Consider the following 17,660-nt stretch of genomic DNA (forward strand, 5'->3'; position numbering starts at 1 on the left):
ACCCCGCTTTCTGCCTGGGGAGGTACTCCCGGCGGGAAGTTACGGAAGCGTAGGTACGCGACCATGGGGATCGTGCCCCATACGCGCGCCCGTGACCAGTCCACAGGCCTGTACCCGGGGAGATTCTCATCACGCCCGGAACACTTCGCACCGGGTGGGCGCTGTGATCAGGCGTACCGCCGGGCGATGAGCGGCGGAGCGGGGCGTGCGGGGATGATGTGCGCAGACGACGAAGGTTGACGGGAGTCATCAGGTGCTGGGGCAGGAAGACGGGCCGGTGCGGCTGGGCGCCGCGGAACTGGGCGCCGCGCCGGGGGAGCGGGCCACTCTGGTCCAGTTCTCCAGCGCCTTCTGCCAGCCCTGCCGGGCCACGCGGCGGATCCTCGCCGAGGTCGCGGCGATGGTGGAGGGGGTAGCGCACGTCGAGATCGACGCCGAGCGCAGTCTCGCTCTGGTGCGGACCCTCGGCATCGAGAAGACCCCGACGGTCCTCGTCCTGGACTCCGCGGGACGCATTGTCCGGCGGGCGGCCGGGATGCCGCGCAAGGCGGACGTCATCGCCGCCTTGGGAGCCGCCCTGTGACGCGCGCCGCGTCCTCCCGGGGCCCGTACGCGGCGCTGCCCGCGCTCCTACGCGGCGTGACGCGCCCGACATCCCGCGGATCCCGCTTGACTGCCTCCACGGCACATCGCCAGGCTGGCGGGATGCGCTACGAACTCCTGCTCTACGGACGGCTCCATGTGGATCTCGTCCGGTACGCGAGCGCGCGCTGTCAGGATCACTGATCGCCCCGGCCCCCGATCCCCGATCCCGATCCCGACCGCGTCCGCGTGTCCGCGCGGCAGAAGGAAGCCCCTCATGACGGCCCCGACGGCTCCGTCCCCCCGCACCGCCCCCGGCCGGCCCGGCTCGCCCGGCTCCCCCGACCTGCTGCGCTCGGTGTTCCGCCGGCACGCGGCCGGAGTGGCGGTGATCACCGCGCGGGACGCCGGCGGGCGGCCCGTGGGCTTCACCGCGACCTCGCTCAACTCCGTCTCCGCCGACCCTCCGCTGCTGTCCTTCAGCGTCGGCACCGGCTCCTCCAGCTGGCCCGCGATACGCGAGAGCGAGCACCTGGGCGTCCACATACTGGGCGAGCACCAGCAGCAGCTGGCGGGTCTGTTCGCCCGCAGCGGAGCGGACCGCTTCGGCCCGGACACGGGCTGGACGGCGGGGCCGCAGGGCGTGCCCCTGCTGGACGGCGTACTGGCGTGGCTGGTGTGCCGCGTCGTGGCGCGGGTGCCCGCCGCCGCCCACCGGGTGATCATTGCAGAGGTGGTCGCCGGGGATCCCGCCGGGGCGGGGCGTCCGCTCCTGTACCACCAGGGGCGCTTCAACGCGTTGCGCGACTGAATCGTCCCTGCTCGGACGGGTTCGGGCGGCGTTGGCCAGATCACAGTTCACCGGGCTTGCGGCCGGGGAAGACCCACGGTGTACTGACGAGTAACATTCCCCTCGGAGCGCGGGCCGCCCCGACCGGGATCCGCCCGACCAGGCGCCTATGCTGCCTGCATAAGGCGGTACCAGAAATGACGATGCGGTAGGAGAGCCGGCGTGAGCCTGAGGATCGTTGTCTGTGTGAAGTACGTGCCCGACGCCACCGGCGACCGGCAGTTCACCGAGGACTTGACCGTCAACCGTGACGACGTCGACGGTCTGCTGTCCGAGCTCGACGAGTACGCCGTCGAGCAGGCGCTGCAGATCGCCGAAGAGGCCGACGATGCCGAGATCACCGTCCTGACGGTGGGCCCCGAGGACGCCAAGGACGCGCTGCGCAAGGCGCTGTCGATGGGCGCCGACAAGGCCATCCACGTCGAGGACGACGACCTGCACGGTTCCGACGTCATGGGCACCTCGCTGGTGCTCGCCAAGGCGATCGAGAAGGCCGGCTACGACCTGGTCATCACCGGTATGGCGTCGACCGACGGCACCATGGGCGTGCTGCCGGCGATCCTGGCCGAGCGCCTGGGCGTCCCGCAGGTCACCCTGCTCTCCGAGGTCAAGGTCGAGGACGGCACCGTGACCGGCCGCCGCGACGGCGACACGGCGAGCGAGCAGCTGGAGGCCTCCCTCCCCGCCCTGGTCTCGGTGACGGACCAGTCGGGCGAGGCCCGCTACCCGTCCTTCAAGGGCATCATGGCCGCCAAGAAGAAGCCGGTTCAGTCCTGGGACCTGGAAGAGCTGGAGATCGAGGCCGACGAGGTCGGCCTGGAAGGCTCCTGGACCGCGGTCGACTCCGCGGCGCAGCGCCCGGCCCGCACCGCCGGCACGATCGTCAAGGACGAGGGCGAGGGCGGCAAGCAGCTGGCCGCCTTCCTCGCGGAGCAGAAGTTCATCTAACGAGCAGCCTGGCCGGCCGCAAGCTCAGCCGAGAGCTTGGGCCACTCCGTCAAACGCCCCCAGACACTTCGCAATAGCAGGAGAGCAGTCCCATGGCTGAAGTTCTCGTCTACGTCGACCACGTGGACGGCGCCGTCCGCAAGCCCACCCTTGAGCTGCTGACGCTGGCCCGTCGCATCGGCGAGCCCGTCGCCGTCGCCCTGGGCGCCGGCGCCGAGGCCACCGCCGCGGTGCTCGCCGAGCACGGCGCCGTCAAGGTCCTCACCGCCGACGCGCCCGAGTTCACCGAGTACCTCGTCGTACCGAAGGTGGACGCGCTCCAGGCCGCCTACGAGGCCGTGTCCGCCGGGGGCTCCCTCGCCGCCGTGCTGGTCCCGTCCTCCGCGGAGGGCAAGGAGATCGCCGCCCGCCTGGCCGTCCGCATCGGCTCCGGCATCATCACCGACGCCATCGACCTGGAGGCGGGTGACCAGGGCCCCGTCGCGACGCAGTCGGCCTTCGCCGCCTCGTTCACCACCAAGTCCCGCGTCTCCAAGGGCACCCCGGTCATCACCGTGAAGCCGAACTCGGCCCCCGTCGAGGCCGCTGCGGCCGCCGGCACCGTCGAGGCGCTCGCCGTCACCTTCGGCGCCCTGGCCACCGGCACCAAGATCGTCGGTCGTACCCCGCGCGAGTCGACCGGCCGCCCCGAGCTGACCGAGGCCGCGATCGTGGTCTCCGGCGGCCGCGGCGTCAACGGCGCCGAGAACTTCCACATCATCGAGGAGCTCGCGGATTCGCTCGGTGCCGCCGTCGGCGCCTCGCGCGCCGCCGTCGACGCCGGCTGGTACCCGCACTCCAACCAGGTCGGGCAGACCGGCAAGTCCGTCTCCCCGCAGCTGTACATCGCCTCGGGCATCTCGGGCGCGATCCAGCACCGGGCGGGCATGCAGACCTCGAAGACCATCGTGGCCGTGAACAAGGACGCCGAGGCCCCGATCTTCGACCTGGTCGACTACGGCGTGGTCGGCGACCTGTTCGCGGTCGTCCCGCAGCTGACCGAGGAGATCAAGGCCCGCAAGGGCTGACCTGCGCGTCTCCGAGTAACTCGGGCCTCCGGGGCCGTGTGGTGATTCTCACCGCACGGCCCCGAGTCGTTTGTCCGGGATGGCCGAGGGACCATTGACGGAGCGGAACCCCGTGACTAAATTCTGCAATGCGGATCTATGCTTCCGTGAAGCGGAAAAGAGGAGAGTGCACGATGGGTCAGCAGGAGAAGGTGGCGACGAGCCTCGCAGGCGCGGTCAGCGAGGGCATCAGCGCCTCCCTCGCGCCGGTGGACGCGGAACTCGCGCGCCACTACCCGGGCGACCCCGGCACCCGCCAGCCCATCCACACCGTCTACGTCCCCGGTGACGTCTTCGCCGCGGACACCATCCGCTCCTGGGGCGACCAGGCCCTCGCCGCCCTCGACCAGCACGCGCCGGACGCCGCCACCTTCGCCAAGGTGCTCGGCATCTCCGACGAACTCGCCGTCCCGGTCTACGACCGCGTCCGGGCCAAGCTGCGCACCGAACCGGTCGAGGACCTCCGCGTCGACTTCGAGGACGGCTTCGGCGTCCGCTCCGACGAGGAGGAGGACCGGGCGGCGGCCCGCGCCGCCCGCCTCGTCGCGGAGGCGTTCTCCAACGGCACGAACGCCCCGTACATGGGCATCCGCATGAAGTGCATGGAGGCCAACGTCCGCGACCGCGGCATCCGCACCACCGACATCTTCCTGTCCGGCCTGCTGGAACACGGCGGACTTCCCGAGGGCCTCGTCCTGACCCTGCCCAAGGTCACCTACGCCGAGCAGGTCAGCGCCTTCGTGAAGCTGCTGGAGGCCTTCGAGGCCACCCGGGGCCTGCGCCCGGGCCGGATCGGCTTCGAGATCCAGATCGAAACCAGCCAGTCGATCGTCGCCTCCGACGGCACGGCCACCGTCGCCCGGATGATCGAGGCCGCCAAGGGCCGCGCCACCGGCCTGCACTACGGCACCTTCGACTACAGCGCCTGCGTCGGCGTCTCCGCCGCCTACCAGTCGAGCGACCACCCCGCCGCCGACCACGCGAAGGCGATCATGCAGGTCGCGGCCGCCGGCACGGGCGTGCGGGTGTCCGACGGTTCGACCAACGTCCTGCCCATCGGCACCACCGAGCACGTCCACGAGGCCTGGAAGCTGCACTACGGGCTCACCCGCCGGGCCCTGGCCCGCGCCTACTACCAGGGCTGGGACATGCACCCGGCCCACCTGCCCACCCGGTACGCGGCCGTCTTCACCTTCTACCGCGAGGGCCTCGCCACCGCCGCGGCCCGCCTGAAGGCGTACGTCGCGAAGATCGAGGGCGACGTCATGGACGAGCCCGCCACCGCCAAGGCGCTGGCCGGTTACCTGGTCCGCGGCCTGGACTGCGGCGCGGTCGGCGCCGACGAGGTCACCGCCCTGACCGGCCTGAGCCGCGCGGAGCTGGACGCCTTCGCGATCCCGCGCCGCTCCGCGACCCTGACGGCGAAGGCCTGATCCCAACGGCCGGGACCGGAGACGGCCTGGGCCTCACGGTGACGGCCCGCTCCTGACGGGGACGGCCCGCTCCTGACGGCGCGGGCCCGTTCCTGACCCTCGTGATGCGGCCCGGCCGGGATCTCCTCCCGGCCGGGCCGTACGCGCATCTACGCACCGGGGTCAGGAAGCCGGCGGGAGCTCGCCGGAGCCGCGGGGGACGAGCCGGGTGGGGAGCTCGATGCGCTCGGGCGGGAGATCGGCGCCCGCGAGGCGCTGGAAGAGCCGGTCGGTGGCCACCCGGCCCAGGGCGGCGGCGTCCTGTGCGACCACCGTGACGCCGGGGCGGAGCAGGTCGGCCAGCTCGAAGTCGTCGAAGCCGACGAGGGCCACCGGGCGGCGGTCCCGGTCGGCGAGGACCCGTACGACCGTGACCGTCACGCGGTTGTTCCCGGCGAAGACGGCGCTCACCGCATCCGGGCCCGTCAGCATCGCCCTCGCCGCGGCCGCCACGCGATCGGCGTCCGTGGAGCCGAGGCTGACCCAGGGTCCGGCCACGGGCAGTCCGGCCTCCGCCATCGCGGCCCGGTAGCCGCGCAGCCGCTCCGTGGCCGTGTGGATGTGCGGGTGGTCGCCGATGAAGCCGATGCGGCGGTGGCCGTGGGCGATCAGGTGCGCCACCCCGTCCCGGGCGCCGCCGAAGCTGTCGGAGAGCACCACGTCCGCGTCGATCCGGCCGGCCGGGCGGTCCACGAACACCGTGGCCACGCCGGCCCGCATCTCCGGCTCCAGGTACCGGTGGTCGTTGCCGGCCGGGATCACGATCAGGCCGTCCACCCGGCGGGCGCACAACGCCAGGGCCAACTCCCGCTCCCGTTCGGGGTCTTCGGCGCTGGAGCCGTTGATGAGCAGCGCTCCGTGCGCGCGGGCCACCTCCTCGACGGCCCGGTTCAGCGGACCGTAGAAGGGGTCGGCGAGGTCTTCCAGGACGAGGCCCACGGTGGCGGTACGCCCCTTGCGCAGCACGCGGGCGCTGTCGTTGCGGCGGAACCCCAGGCTGTCGATGGCGTTCTGCACCCGCTTCTCCGTGTCGGGCGTGACCCCGGGCTCGCCGTTGACCACCCGCGACACCGTCTTCAGGCCCACGCCCGCGTGGGCCGCCACGTCCTTCATGGTCGGCCGGTTTCCGTAACGGGGCTCGGGCGGGCGGCGGCTGTGGGGCACGGTGCGCATACCTCCGGAGGTGACGGACGAGGCTCTGACCTTGAGGATAAGCACTCGGCTGATAGTGAGGTTTTCGTGGCAGGGTGGTGCGGGCAAGCCACTGGGGGCTCCGGACGAGCCATGGGGAGAGGGGTAGACGTGATTGTCTGGATCAACGGCGCATTCGGCGCCGGGAAGACCAGCACGGCCCGCGAACTGACCGGAATCATCCCGGACGGCACCCTGTTCGACCCGGAGTTCATCGGTGACGCGCTGCGCGTGCTGCTTCCCGGCAAACGGCTGGCGGAGGTCTCCGACTACCAGGACCTGCCGAGCTGGCGGCGCCTGGTCGTGGACACCGCGGCGGCGATGCTCGCGGAGCTGGGCGGGGTGCTCGTCGTACCGATGACGCTGCTGAGGCAGGAGTACCGCGACGAGATCTTCGGAGGGCTGGCGGCCCGGCGGATAGCGGTACGGCATGTGCTGCTGGCCCCAGCGGAAACGATCCTGCGGCATCGGATCGCGACGCGCGAGGAACCGGGTGCGCCGCAGGACGTGGACCTCCGGGTGCGCCAGTGGGCCTACGACCACATTCCGGCCTACCAGCAGGCGCTGGGCTGGCTCACCGCCGACGCCCACGTCATCGACAACGGAACCCTCACCGTCCGCGAGACGGCGGAGCGGATCGCCGCGGCCGTGCGCGACGAGACCGCCGCCGCCTGCGACATCGTGCAGACCCCGGAGCCCACGCGCGAGACGGTGGCGGCCGGCGTCCTGCTCTTCGACGAGCAGGACCGGGTCCTGCTCGTCGATCCCACCTACAAGCCGGACTGGGAGTTCCCCGGCGGCATCGTCGAAGCCGGCGAGGCTCCCGCCCGCGCGGGCGTGCGGGAGGTCGCGGAAGAGCTCGGCCTCGTCCTGGACCGGCTGCCGGGACTGCTGGTCGTGGACTGGGAGGCTCCGCGGCCACCCGGCTACGGGGGCCTGCGCCTGCTCTTCGACGGCGGCCGCCTCCCCGCCGCCGCGGCCGCCGCTCTCCGCCTGCCCGGCCCGGAACTGCGGGCCTGGCGCTTCGTCACGGAGGCCGAGGCCGCCACCCTGCTCCCGCGGCACCGCCACGACCGCCTCCGCTGGGCCCTGCGTGCCCGGGAACGCGGCCGCGCCCTCTACCTGGAGGCCGGCACCCCGGTCGGTTGATCCCGCTCCCCGGAAGAGCGCCGTCACCACCGCCTCAGGCCCGCGGGGTGTCGGCCACGGCCTTGGCGAGAGCGGCCGCGGTGTCCCGCGTCAGCGGGTCACCGTGGCCGAAGCAGGCGGTCGAGGGGGCCAGCTCGGCCAGGCGGCGGAAGGAACCGATCGCGCGGGCCCGGTCCACGTTGAAGACGCCCAGCATGAGCGGGCCGACGGCGGCGACGCAGTCACCCGTGAACAGCACGCCGTGGCGCGGTAGATGGACGCCGATGCTGCCGTCGGTGTGACCAGGGGCGTGGACGACGTACGCCCCGTCACCGAAGCCCAGCGCGTCGCCGTCCTCCAACTCCCGGCTGACCGGCGTGGGCGGGGCCTCTGGCACCGTCAGGCCGTGCTCGTAGAGCGGGATCTCCCAGTCCAGCAGCACCGGTTCGGGCACGGGCAGCTCGCCCCGGATGACGGGCGCGTCCAGGCGGTGCGCCAGCACCTGCGCGCCCCAGCGAGCTGCGAGCTCGCCCGCCGCCCCTATGTGGTCGCGGTGGCAGTGGGTCAGGACGATCCGCTCCAGCCGCTCGGGCCGCAGCCCGAGGGAACGCACCGCGCCTTCGATCTCGGCAGCGGATTCGACGTTGCCGGCGTCGATCAGGGTGAGGGCTTCGCCATCCCGCCACAGGTACGCCTGGCCGATGGGGCAGCGGAGCATGTGCAGCCGGTCCGGAATCACCTCGATGAGATCCATACGGGAAACGTACGGGCGGACCCCCGCCCCGGGCACGCGACTTCACCCGCAGCGAAGTACGCCCAGGGCGCAGCGGCTCAGGGGCACCGGCACGGCGCACACCGGACACACAGCGCGCACCGGACCGGGCTGGCGCGGACCGGCCCGGCAGGGCGGCACGGGACACCGGCGGGCGGCGGGCGGCGGACAGGGCGGGCAGCGCGTGCACCGCCCCCCGTCCGCACAGCTCCCCGCCAACCCTCGGCCAACGTCCGGCGCGGGCCGGACCCGGCTCAGGCGCGCTTGGACTCCGCGTAGTTGACCAGGAAGAGGGCCTCGGCCAGCGACAAGCGCTCCAACTCCTCCGGCGACACGCTCTCGTTCACCGCGTGGATCTGCGCCTGCGGCTCGCTCAGCCCGATGAGCAGCATCTCCGCCTGCGGGTACAGCGAGGTCAGCGTGTTGCACAGCGGAATCGATCCGCCCATGCCGGCGACCTGCATCTCCTCACCGGGGTACGCCACCCGCATGGCCGCCGCCATCGACGCGTACGCCGGGCTGCTCGTGTCCGCCTGGAAGGGCTGGCCCTGGCCCACGACCTCCAGCTCCAGCCGTGCCCGCCACGGGGTGTGCGCCGCCATGTGCGCCTCCAGCAGCTTGATCGCCTCGGCGGTGTCCACGCCGGGCGGCACGCGCAGGCTGATCAGCGCGCCGGCGCTCGCGTGCACCGACGGCGTCGCACCGACCACCGACGGGCAGTCGATGCCCAGCACGGTCACCGCCGGGCGCGCCCACAGCCGGTCCGCGATCGTGCCCTCCCCGATCAGCTCGACGCCCTCCAGCACCCTCGCGTCGGCGCGGAAGTCCGCCTCCGGGTACTGCAGCCCTTCCCACACCGCGTCCGAGGCCAGCCCGTCGACGGTCGTCGAACCGTCCGCCGCACGCAGCGAGTCCAGTACGCGGATCAGCGCCGCCAGCGCGTCGGGAGCCACGCCGCCGAACATGCCGGAGTGCAGATTGCCGCCCAGCGTGTCGATCTTCACCTTCAGCAGGGTCATTCCGCGCAGCGTGGCCGTCACCGTCGGCAGCCCGAGGCGGAAGTTGCCCGCGTCGCCGATGACGATGGTGTCGGCGGCCAGCAGCTCGGGGTGCGCCTCGGCGTACCGCTGGAGACCCCCGGTGCCCTGCTCCTCGGAGCCCTCGACGATCACCTTCACGCTGACCGGCACGCCGCCGTTGGCCTTCAGCGCGCGCAGCGCCAGCAGGTGCATGATGAAGCCGCCCTTGCAGTCCGCCGAGCCGCGCCCGTACCAGCGGCCGTCGCGCTCGGTCAGCTCGAAGGCGGGGGAGATCCAGGCGGCGTCGTCCAGCGGCGGCTGCACGTCGTAGTGGGCGTAGAGCAGAACGGTCGGCGCGCCCTCGGGGCCGGGCAGGAAGCCGTACACCGACTGCGTGCCGTCCGGGGTGTCGAGCAGCGCCACGTCCTGGAAACCCTCGACGCGCAGGGCGCCGGCCACCCAGTTGGCGGCGGCGTCGCTCTCGCTCTTGGGGAACTGCGCCCAGTCCGCCACCGACTGGAAGGCCACCAGCTCGGTGAGCTCCTGCTTGGCGCGGGGCATCAGCGAGGTGATGGTCTCGGCGATCGGATTCTGGGACATGGGCACGCTCCTCTTGGGTGCGACGTTGTGCTACGTGTACGCCGCCCGCATCCGCGTGGTGCGCGTATGCCGGATACGGCGAAAGACTGTCTCGATCCTCGCACAGCAGGACGAGGCGGAGTCTCGCCGTAGGATTTCCCCGGCATCGGAGCAACGGGTGATCAGGAGCAGCAGCACATCGTGAGCAGCGACGACGACGTACGCGACGCAAGCGCAGGGCAAGTACCGCAGGGGGCGGGCGACGAGGTGGCCGGGGAGGGCGGCGAGGTCTGGGACGTGGTCGTGGTCGGCGCCGGCCCGGCAGGGGCGTCGGCCGCGCACGCGGCGGCCACGGCGGGGCGCCGCGTCCTGCTGCTGGAGAAGGCCGAGCTGCCCCGCTACAAGACGTGCGGCGGCGGCATCATCGGCCCCTCCCGTGACGCCCTGCCGCCCGGTTTCGTGCTGCCCTTCAAGGACCGCATCCACGCGGTCACCTTCTCGATGAACGGCAGGCTCAGCCGGACCCGGCGCTCGAAGCAGATGTTGTTCGGGCTCGTCAACCGGGCGGAGTTCGACGCCGGCCTGGTCGCCGCGGCCGAGAAGGCGGGCGCCACCGTACGCACCGGCACGGCCGTGTCGCGCGTCGAGCAGCACGGCGCCGCCGTGCCGGACCGGCGCACCGTCGCCGTCGTCCTCGCGGACGGCGAGACCGTCCTGGCCCGCGCGGTGGTCGGTGCGGACGGCAGCGCCAGCCGGATCGGCGCACACGTCGGCGTCGAGATGGACCAGGTGGACCTGGGGCTGGAGGCGGAGATTCCCGTCCCCGAGACCGTGGCGGAGGACTGGAAGGGACGGATCCTCATCGACTGGGGCCCCCTGCCCGGCAGTTACGGATGGGTCTTCCCCAAGGGGGACACGCTCACCGTCGGGGTCATCTCGGCGAAGGGCGAAGGCGCCGCGACCAAGCGCTACCTGGACGACTTCATCGCCCGCCTCGGGCTCGCCGGCTTCGAACCGGCGCTCTCCTCCGGGCACCTGACCCGCTGCCGCACACCCGATTCGCCGCTCTCGCGCGGCCGGGTGCTGGTGGCGGGCGACGCGGCCGGACTGCTGGAGCCGTGGACCCGGGAGGGCATCTCCTTCGCGCTGCGCTCCGGGCGGCTGGCGGGGGAGTGGGCCGTGAAGATCTCCGAGGCCCAGGACGCGGTGGACGCCCGCCGCCAGGCGCTCAACTACGCCTTCGCCGTCAAGGCCGGTCTGGGTGTGGAGATGGGCGTCGGCAAGCGGATGCTCACCCTCTTCGAGGCCAAGCCGGGGCTGCTGCACGCGGTGATCACCGGCTTCCGGCCGGCGTGGCGGGCCTTCGCCCGCATCACACGCGGCTCGACGACCTTGGCCGACCTGGTGCGCACCTATCCGCTGGCCCGCAGGGCGCTGCAGGCGCTGGACGCGCGGCAGGCGGGCCGCCCGGAGGAGCCGAAGGCGGAGGCGGCGAAGCCGTAGGCGGACCGCACGCCCCGGCGGCGGCCCCCGGGCCGTCGCCCGGGCCCGCCGGCGGAGTCAGCCCGAGACCGTGATCCGGAAGACCGGGTGGTCGGCGGCGGCCTAACGGCCGTCGTTCTCCGGGCGGCGGGCGAAGCGCCACAGCAGGTGTGTGACCCGCAGCAGGAAGACCACCGAGGCCAGGACCGCTCCCGCCACCGCCAAAGCGTGGTCCGCCGCCGGGGACAGGGAGAAGGCCAGGGCGGGCCCGTACACGGCGGCGAAGACGAGGCCGGCGGCGAAACACGCGCTGACGAAGGCGTAGCCGATCTCGATCGTGATCGCGTCGCGGTCCACCTGTGTCCGTCTGCCCATGCGTACAGTGTTACAGGCTTTACACACCGTCATAAAGGGGGGTGCGTCAGCCAATCGGCCTGCCGGTCCGCAGGCCTGTCCGCCGACGGATCCCCTCAGATGGCGGCTGTCCCGCTCCACAGCCGGGCCAGCGCCTCATCGCCCGTGACGCCCGGCCCCGCCAGCGGGAGCCGGTTCCACAAGGCCGCGTACAACCACGCCGCCTCGCCCGTCACCTCGCAGTCCGCCGCGTCCGCGTCGCCGCGTACCGTACGCGCCGGCTCCTGTGACAGGTACACCGTCCACACCGCGCCCGTGTCCGCCGCCCGCACCCGCAGCACCCGCGGCTGCGGGGTCCGCACCCGGCTGCGCGGCCGCGCGTGGAAACCGGTCAGCAGCTCATCCACCCCCTCCTGCGCGAACTCCGCCTCCACCGGCGAGAAGGCGCCGCCGAGCGCCGCCTCGGCATCCATCCGGTGGACGGTGGTCTCGTGCGCCTGGCGCCGGGCCCAGAACGCCACCGGTGAGGGCGGGTCCGTCGGCAGGAAGGTCCAGCACTGGACGTCGGCCGGTGCCTCGCTCAGCGTGCGCACCAGTTCCTGGTGTCCCTCCCGGAACCAGGCGATCAGCTCCGCGCCGGCCAGTTCCGGAGCGTCCGGGAACGGCAGCGGCTCCAGCAGCGCGCCCCCGACCGTGGCGGCCGCCCACCGGTGCACCGCCCCCGTGTGGCCCAGCAGATCGCCGACCCGCCACTGCGGGCAGGTGGGCACCGCGACATCCGTACCGGCCTGTTCGGCCAGATCGGCGAGCAGCTCGCCCTCCCGGGCGAGGGTCTTCACGTATGTGGTGATCTCCATACGGCGGAGTCTGCCAGCAGGTCCGCCACAATGGAGGGGTGGACCGGGAACTCTTCCCGCGTGAGCGGACCCAGATCGCCCCCGGCGCCGTGCACGTGCCGGACTGGCTCGGGGCCGCGCGCCAGGGCGACTTGCTCGCGGCCTGCCGTCGGTGGGCCCGCCCGCCGGCAGGGCTGCGCACCGTACGCACCCCGGGCGGCGGGACCATGACCGCCCGGCAGGTGTGCCTCGGGCTGCACTGGTATCCGTACGCGTACGCCCGCACCGCCGTGGACGGCGACGGAGCGCCGGTCAAGCCGATGCCGGGCTGGCTCGCGGAGCTGGGGCGGGAGGCGGTGGCCGCGGCGTACGGAGAACCACTGGCGGACGGCGTCGCCTACGACATCGCGCTGATCAACTTTTACGACGGCGACTCCCGCATGGGCATGCACCGCGACGCCGAGGAGAAGTCCGCGGCGCCGGTCGTCTCGCTCAGCCTCGGCGACAGCTGCGTCTTCCGCTTCGGCAACACCGCCTCCCGAGGGCGCCCCTACCAGGACGTCCCGCTGCGCAGCGGCGACCTCTTCGTCTTCGGCGGCCCGAGCCGCCTGGCCTACCACGGTGTGCCCAAGGTCCTGCCGGGCACCGCCCCGCCCGGGCTCGGGCTGACCGGCCGCCTGAACATCACACTCCGCGTCGGCGGCCTCGGCTAGGCGTCTCCGGCCGATGATCTCCGGAGCCAGCTGGTGGGGGCTGCGGCGGCGCGCGACGGAAACACTGACCGGGGCCCGTCCTTGACCCCAAGGCCGTACGACTTCCCCAGCGCGCTGGTCCTTGAGGCGGGCGGACATCGGGGCCGTGGCGGCGGTCGCGCTCCGTCGAACGGGTGACGGGCCGCCCGCCGCACACGTTCCAACCGTGGACGGCCGAGCAGGTGGAAGGTTTCCAGGCGCCCCGCGTGCCGGCCGACTGACCGGGCGGCGCTTGTCCCGTCCGACCGCGCCGTCCAACCGCGCCGTCCGAGCGCGCCGTCCGAGCACGCCCTGCGAGGCGGTCCGGGCGGCAGGGCGCGACCGGGCGGCGTCCGGCACCCTCCGCTCATGCGAGGATCGCTGTCATGAACGGCAACGGGGCCCCGCCGCGGGTGGGGGATGTGACCACGCCATCCGCGTCCATGACAGCCACGCGGACCAAACTGGAGCGGGGCCGCGGCGTGCTCGGCCCCGCCCTGGAGCTCGTCCACACCGGCCGCGCCCCGACCCGGGCCGTCCTGACGGCCGAGCTGGGCGTCACCCGCGCCACCGCCGGAGCCGTCGCCGCCGAGCTGGAGGCCCTCGGGCTGATCCGCGTCGACTCCCGCCCGGGCGGAGCCGGCGGTACCCAGGGCCGCCCCTCGCACCGGCTTTCGGTGGAGGAGAACGGTCCGGTGGCGCTGGCGGCCCAAGTGCACCCGGACGGCTTCCGGGCCGCCCTCGTCGGCCTCGGCGGGCGGATCGTGGCCACCGCCCCCGGTAAGGTCACCGTCTCCGCCGACCCCGCCCAGGTGCTCGGCGCGGTGGTGGAGGCGGGAGCGGCCCTGCTCGCGGAGAGCGGCCGCCGCTGTGTCGGCGCGGGACTCGCCGTCCCCTCGGCCGTCGCCGAGCCGGAGGGTACGGCGCTGAACCCGCTGCACCTGGCCTGGCCGGCCGGTGCCCCCGTACGGGCCATCTTCGCCGAGCGGGTGAAGGCGGCCGGGATCGACGGCCCCGCCCTGACCGGCAACGACGTCAACCTCGCCGCGCTGGCCGAACACCGGCACGGCGCCGGGCGCAGCGCGCAGCACCTGCTGTGCGTCGCCACCGGGCACCGCGGAGTCGGCGGGGCGCTGGTCCTGGACGGCCGGCTGCACAGCGGAAGCGCGGGGCTGGCCCTGGAGGTCGGCCACCTCACCGTGAACCCGGAGGGGCGGGCCTGTCACTGCGGCAGCCGGGGCTGCCTGGACGTGGAGGCCGATCCGCTGGCCTTCCTGACCGCGGCGGGCCGCACACCGGGCCCCGAGGTGTCGCTGCTCCAGCAGGCGCGCGACCTGCTGCGCACGGAGTACGCGCAACCGGCGGTACGGGCCGCGGCGGCCGAGCTGATCGACCGGCTCGGGCTGGGGCTGGCGGGCCTGGTGAACATCCTGAATCCGGACCGGATCATCCTGGGCGGGCTGCACCGGGAGCTGCTGCACGCCGACCCGGAGCGGCTGCGCGCGGTGGTCGCGGACCGGAGCCTGTGGGGGCGCAGCGGGGGCGTGCCCATCCTGCCGTGCACCCTGGACCACAACAGTCTCGTGGGAGCGGCGGAGCTGGCGTGGCAGCCGGTGCTCGACGACCCGCTGGGGGCGCTGGGCGCGGCGGCCTGACGGGCGGGCTTCCGACTGCCGCCGTCCGGCCGGGGGCCCGCACCGACCGGTCCGGCCGGTGCGGCCGCCGAGCCGCCGGCTCCGGTCCGGCGGACCGGGCCCGCTGGATCGGGCGGCCCGGGCGGGCGCTACCCGGGCCTGGCGCCGACCGAGGCCGCCACCGGCAGGCTGACCGGGGCCGCGGCGGGGTCGACGGCCACGAGTACCGCCCGCGCGGGTTCTCGTACGGGCTTCGTCTTGATCCGTACCGGCCGGGGCGGCGCCGCGTGCGCGGGGGTCGCCCGGAGCGAGAACCACACCACCTTTCCCAGGCCGTCGGCCTGATGCCGTGCGCCCCATGCCTCGCTGACCGCCTCCACGAGCGCGAGTCCGCGACCGCAGGTCTCCAGTACGTCCGCCGGGGCCTCCCGGAGCACGGGGAGCCGCGGATCGCTGTCGGCGACCGAAACGGTGAGCCGTCCGAGGCGCAGCTCGATCTCGACCGTGCAGGTCTTGTCGGGCTGCGCGTGCAGGTGCACATTGCTGAGCAGTTCCGTCACGCCGAGCGCGGCCCGGTCGATGAGCGGATCGAGCTGCCAGTGGCGCAATTGTGCAGAAACGATTCTGCGGACCTGGCCGATCCGCGATGGCAAGGCCTGCAGTTCAACGACGCAGTGCCTGCGGGAATGACTGATCACGGCTGCGACTCCCCGACATGAGTGTTACGGGTGCTGCACCCTCGGTAATGCTCCACCAGGGTCACCCACCGTCGGCCTGTGTGCAACCGAGCGCGACCAAAAGCAATCCGTATGGAAACCCAAAGCGACCATTTGCGCAGGTGAGGGAGGTACATTGCGAAAGCAGGGGGCGGAAATCGTACGAAGGAGCAGGGCGCATGAGCACCACTGGTACGGCGGTCACCACAACCACCACCGTCGACGTCGACCGCAGCGACGCGGAGTACCGCGCCTGGCTGAAGGAGGCCGTCCGGAAGGTCCAGGCGGACGCCAACCGCTCCGCCGACACGCACCTGCTGCGCTTCCCGCTCCCCGAGGCCTGGGGCATCGACCTCTACCTCAAGGACGAGTCCACCCATCCGACCGGCTCCCTCAAGCACCGCCTCGCGCGCTCGCTCTTCCTCTACGCCCTCTGCAACGGCTGGGTCCGGCCCGGCCGCCCGGTCATCGAGGCCTCCTCCGGTTCCACCGCCGTCTCCGAGGCGTACTTCGCCAAGCTGATCGGCGTACCGTTCATCGCCGTCATGCCGCGCACGACCAGCCCGGAGAAGTGCCGCCTCATCGAGTTCCACGGAGGTGAATGCCACTTCGTGGACGACTCGATGAAGATGTACGAGGAGTCGGCGGAGCTCGCGGCGCGCACCGGCGGCCACTACATGGACCAGTTCACCTACGCCGAGCGGGCCACCGACTGGCGCGGCAACAACAACATCGCGGAATCGATGTTCCAGCAGCTGAGCCTGGAGCGGTACCCCGATCCCGCCTGGATCGTGGCGACCGCCGGCACCGGCGGCACCTCCGCGACCATCGCCCGCTACGTGCACTACATGCAGCGCGACACCCGCATCTGCGTGCCGGACCCGGAGAACTCCTGCTTCTTCGACGGCTGGACGGGCAACGACCCGCACGCGACCAGCGATTGCGGATCGCGCATCGAGGGCATCGGCCGGCCCAGGATGGAGCCGAGCTTCGTACCGGGCGCCATCGACCGGATGATGAAGGTCCCGGACGCCGCCAGCGTGGCGGCCTGCCGTGCGCTGGAGCAGGCCATCGGGCGCAAGGCGGGCGGTTCGACCGGAACCGGGCTGTGGAGCGCCCTGAAGATCATCTCCGAGATGGTGGCGGAGGGTTGTACGGGCAGCGTCGTCACCTTGCTGTGCGACCCGGGTGACCGCTACCTCGACAAGTACTACTCCGACGAGTGGCTGGCGGCGCAGGGGCTCGACATCGCGCCCTACGCGAAGACGATCGAGACCCTGCTGGCCACGGGGACCTGGCGAGAGCCGCTGGCCTGACGGCCGCGTGGCGGCGTACGGGCTCTGGCCGGGCCCCTGTTCGCTGCCCGCGCTGTGCCGCCGCCGGGTCCTCGCCGGGGGCAACGGCGGGGAGGCTGGCTAGGGGCGGCCGGAGCGACCGGCGGTTAGGTCCTGTCCGGGGGGTCTTCGTGGATCAGGCCGCGTTGTCTGGTGCGGTGCATCGCAAGGCGCAGGGGCGCAGCTCGTACTGGGCCGTACTCGCGCGCTCCGACAACGCAGGGAGGCGCCGTGCCAGGCAGCGCGGGCCCGCGGAGATCGCCCGGACAGGGCCTAGTCGTGGCCTAGTCGGGCGTCCAGTCTGCGGACCGCCGTCCGGAAGGAGTGGCCCAGCGCGGGCCGGGCCGCCCGGAGGGCCAGCCGGAAGGCGGGCGTCCCATCCGCCGCGAAGGTCCAGCGTATGTGCGTGCCCGTGCCGGACGGCGTCAAACGCCAGTCCTCCAACAGGGCGCGCACCCCGGGGGCGTTGGTCTCGTCCACCCGGTACGCGTACCGCCGCTCCGCCGTCGCCGCCATGATGGTCTCCTGGAAGCGCACGCCGCCCAGGAGCCGGATCTCGCGGCCCGCCCCGCCGTGGGTGGGCCGGGCCAGGGTCACCGCCTTGAACCACTGCGGCCAGCTCTCGACCTCCTCGGCCAGCGCCCGGTACACCGCATCGGGCGCCGCCGCGACATCGGCGGCGAAGGTCAGGCGCGTGGGTGCGCTCTCGATGAAATCCAGCCCCACGGGGCGGAGTCGGCGAGCCATGGAGTGCCTCCTGTCGTGCGGACGGCGGGTTGCGGATCCGCTGTACGGCTGCGGTCGATTCCCCGTGGGGGTGACGGTGCGGGCGGGGGCGCGGGCCCCAGAGGGCGCGCTCCCGGCGTGCGCTGTGCGCGACACCATAACTGGCTCCCCGTCAGATGTCCGCCGTGCGCCGGATTCTC

General features: G+C 73.0%; 18 protein-coding genes. 11 read left to right on the top strand and 7 right to left on the bottom strand.

The genetic code is table 11. The features are described 5' to 3' along the window. Nucleotides 1-253: 253 nt before the first annotated feature. From ACWDX7_RS05770 to ACWDX7_RS05795, 6 genes are all read left to right on the top strand, one after another. Nucleotides 254-583, top strand: a complete 330-nt coding sequence (locus tag ACWDX7_RS05770) for a TlpA family protein disulfide reductase (protein WP_451488248.1) — start codon at nt 254-256, stop codon at nt 581-583. 122 nt (nt 584-705) lie between these two features. Then, nucleotides 706-786 (top strand): putative leader peptide, encoded by an 81-nt coding sequence (locus ACWDX7_RS05775; RefSeq protein WP_451488401.1) that lies wholly within the window; start codon nt 706-708, stop codon nt 784-786. 73 nt (nt 787-859) lie between these two features. Then, on the top strand, nt 860-1,393 hold the full coding sequence (locus ACWDX7_RS05780; protein WP_451488249.1) for a flavin reductase family protein: 534 nt from the start codon (nt 860-862) through the stop codon (nt 1,391-1,393). Nucleotides 1,394-1,594: 201 nt separating this feature from the next. Continuing rightward, the gene (locus ACWDX7_RS05785; RefSeq protein ID WP_451488250.1) at nt 1,595-2,380 is read left to right on the top strand and encodes an electron transfer flavoprotein subunit beta/FixA family protein; all 786 of its coding nucleotides are present in this window, start codon (nt 1,595-1,597) and stop codon (nt 2,378-2,380) included. 92 nt (nt 2,381-2,472) lie between these two features. Then, the gene (locus ACWDX7_RS05790) at nt 2,473-3,447 is read left to right on the top strand and encodes an electron transfer flavoprotein subunit alpha/FixB family protein (RefSeq protein WP_451488251.1); all 975 of its coding nucleotides are present in this window, start codon (nt 2,473-2,475) and stop codon (nt 3,445-3,447) included. A 173-nt stretch (nt 3,448-3,620) separates the two neighbouring features. Further along, the gene (locus tag ACWDX7_RS05795) at nt 3,621-4,919 is read left to right on the top strand and encodes a DUF6986 family protein (protein WP_451488252.1); all 1,299 of its coding nucleotides are present in this window, start codon (nt 3,621-3,623) and stop codon (nt 4,917-4,919) included. A 162-nt stretch (nt 4,920-5,081) separates the two neighbouring features. Here ACWDX7_RS05795 and ACWDX7_RS05800 read toward each other — a convergent pair whose 3' ends face one another. Further along, a complete protein-coding gene (locus tag ACWDX7_RS05800; protein WP_451488253.1) occupies nt 5,082-6,131 on the bottom strand; it encodes a LacI family DNA-binding transcriptional regulator in 1,050 nt (349 codons plus the stop codon). Between the two features lie 111 nt (nt 6,132-6,242). Between ACWDX7_RS05800 and ACWDX7_RS05805 the strand changes: the two genes are divergently transcribed. Continuing rightward, on the top strand, nt 6,243-7,298 hold the full coding sequence (locus ACWDX7_RS05805) for an NUDIX domain-containing protein (protein WP_451488254.1): 1,056 nt from the start codon (nt 6,243-6,245) through the stop codon (nt 7,296-7,298). 34 nt (nt 7,299-7,332) lie between these two features. On the opposite strand, the gene ACWDX7_RS05810 is transcribed toward ACWDX7_RS05805, so the two are convergent. Both ACWDX7_RS05810 and ACWDX7_RS05815 read right to left on the bottom strand, forming a co-directional pair. Further along, entirely contained in the window at nt 7,333-8,031 is a 699-nt protein-coding gene (locus tag ACWDX7_RS05810; protein WP_451488255.1) for an MBL fold metallo-hydrolase, read from the bottom strand. Nucleotides 8,032-8,303: 272 nt separating this feature from the next. Continuing rightward, nucleotides 8,304-9,668 (bottom strand): M20/M25/M40 family metallo-hydrolase, encoded by a 1,365-nt coding sequence (locus ACWDX7_RS05815; protein WP_451488256.1) that lies wholly within the window; start codon nt 9,666-9,668, stop codon nt 8,304-8,306. A 180-nt stretch (nt 9,669-9,848) separates the two neighbouring features. On the opposite strand from ACWDX7_RS05815, the gene ACWDX7_RS05820 reads away from it, so the two are divergent. Further along, nucleotides 9,849-11,150, top strand: a complete 1,302-nt coding sequence (locus tag ACWDX7_RS05820) for a geranylgeranyl reductase family protein (RefSeq protein WP_451488257.1) — start codon at nt 9,849-9,851, stop codon at nt 11,148-11,150. Between the two features lie 102 nt (nt 11,151-11,252). Here ACWDX7_RS05820 and ACWDX7_RS05825 read toward each other — a convergent pair whose 3' ends face one another. Together ACWDX7_RS05825 and ACWDX7_RS05830 are read right to left on the bottom strand one after the other, a co-directional pair. Then, entirely contained in the window at nt 11,253-11,504 is a 252-nt protein-coding gene (locus ACWDX7_RS05825) for a DUF6332 family protein (protein WP_451488258.1), read from the bottom strand. A gap of 95 nt (nt 11,505-11,599) precedes the next feature. Beyond that, the gene (locus ACWDX7_RS05830; protein WP_451488259.1) at nt 11,600-12,340 is read right to left on the bottom strand and encodes a maleylpyruvate isomerase family mycothiol-dependent enzyme; all 741 of its coding nucleotides are present in this window, start codon (nt 12,338-12,340) and stop codon (nt 11,600-11,602) included. A 38-nt stretch (nt 12,341-12,378) separates the two neighbouring features. Between ACWDX7_RS05830 and ACWDX7_RS05835 the strand changes: the two genes are divergently transcribed. After that, complete coding sequence (locus ACWDX7_RS05835; protein ID WP_451488260.1) at nt 12,379-13,032, top strand: alpha-ketoglutarate-dependent dioxygenase AlkB family protein; 654 nt, start codon at nt 12,379-12,381, stop codon at nt 13,030-13,032. Between the two features lie 404 nt (nt 13,033-13,436). Continuing rightward, entirely contained in the window at nt 13,437-14,705 is a 1,269-nt protein-coding gene (locus ACWDX7_RS05840; RefSeq protein WP_451488261.1) for an ROK family protein, read from the top strand. Between the two features lie 128 nt (nt 14,706-14,833). Here the strand turns inward: ACWDX7_RS05840 and ACWDX7_RS05845 are convergent, their stop codons facing one another. After that, nucleotides 14,834-15,382: an ATP-binding protein gene (locus tag ACWDX7_RS05845; RefSeq protein WP_451488262.1), complete on the bottom strand. Its 549-nt coding sequence runs from the start codon at nt 15,380-15,382 to the stop codon at nt 14,834-14,836. Nucleotides 15,383-15,579: 197 nt separating this feature from the next. Between ACWDX7_RS05845 and ACWDX7_RS05850 the strand changes: the two genes are divergently transcribed. Beyond that, nucleotides 15,580-16,716 carry a PLP-dependent cysteine synthase family protein gene (locus ACWDX7_RS05850; protein ID WP_451488263.1) on the top strand — a complete coding sequence of 379 codons (1,137 nt, stop codon included), beginning with the start codon at nt 15,580-15,582 and terminating at the stop codon, nt 16,714-16,716. A 291-nt stretch (nt 16,717-17,007) separates the two neighbouring features. On the opposite strand, the gene ACWDX7_RS05855 is transcribed toward ACWDX7_RS05850, so the two are convergent. Beyond that, on the bottom strand, nt 17,008-17,481 hold the full coding sequence (locus tag ACWDX7_RS05855) for an SRPBCC family protein (protein WP_451488264.1): 474 nt from the start codon (nt 17,479-17,481) through the stop codon (nt 17,008-17,010). Nucleotides 17,482-17,660 lie beyond the last annotated feature (179 nt).

The organism is Streptomyces sp. NPDC003034, assembly GCF_053591375.1.

What these genes read in the sequence shown, in the direction of transcription:
- ACWDX7_RS05775 (WP_451488401.1), top strand. Translation starts at nt 706, where the DNA reads ATGCGCTACGAACTCCTGCTCTACGGACGGCTCCATGTGGATCTCGTC.
- ACWDX7_RS05780 (WP_451488249.1), top strand. Translation starts at nt 860, where the DNA reads ATGACGGCCCCGACGGCTCCGTCCCCCCGCACCGCCCCCGGCCGGCCC.
- ACWDX7_RS05790 (WP_451488251.1), top strand. Translation starts at nt 2,473, where the DNA reads ATGGCTGAAGTTCTCGTCTACGTCGACCACGTGGACGGCGCCGTCCGC.
- ACWDX7_RS05795 (WP_451488252.1), top strand. Translation starts at nt 3,621, where the DNA reads ATGGGTCAGCAGGAGAAGGTGGCGACGAGCCTCGCAGGCGCGGTCAGC.
- ACWDX7_RS05800 (WP_451488253.1), bottom strand. Translation starts at nt 6,131, where the DNA reads ATGCGCACCGTGCCCCACAGCCGCCGCCCGCCCGAGCCCCGTTACGGA.
- ACWDX7_RS05805 (WP_451488254.1), top strand. Translation starts at nt 6,243, where the DNA reads ATGGGGAGAGGGGTAGACGTGATTGTCTGGATCAACGGCGCATTCGGC.
- ACWDX7_RS05810 (WP_451488255.1), bottom strand. Translation starts at nt 8,031, where the DNA reads ATGGATCTCATCGAGGTGATTCCGGACCGGCTGCACATGCTCCGCTGC.
- ACWDX7_RS05815 (WP_451488256.1), bottom strand. Translation starts at nt 9,668, where the DNA reads ATGTCCCAGAATCCGATCGCCGAGACCATCACCTCGCTGATGCCCCGC.
- ACWDX7_RS05825 (WP_451488258.1), bottom strand. Translation starts at nt 11,504, where the DNA reads ATGGGCAGACGGACACAGGTGGACCGCGACGCGATCACGATCGAGATC.
- ACWDX7_RS05830 (WP_451488259.1), bottom strand. Translation starts at nt 12,340, where the DNA reads ATGGAGATCACCACATACGTGAAGACCCTCGCCCGGGAGGGCGAGCTG.
- ACWDX7_RS05840 (WP_451488261.1), top strand. Translation starts at nt 13,437, where the DNA reads ATGAACGGCAACGGGGCCCCGCCGCGGGTGGGGGATGTGACCACGCCA.
- ACWDX7_RS05850 (WP_451488263.1), top strand. Translation starts at nt 15,580, where the DNA reads ATGAGCACCACTGGTACGGCGGTCACCACAACCACCACCGTCGACGTC.
- ACWDX7_RS05855 (WP_451488264.1), bottom strand. Translation starts at nt 17,481, where the DNA reads ATGGCTCGCCGACTCCGCCCCGTGGGGCTGGATTTCATCGAGAGCGCA.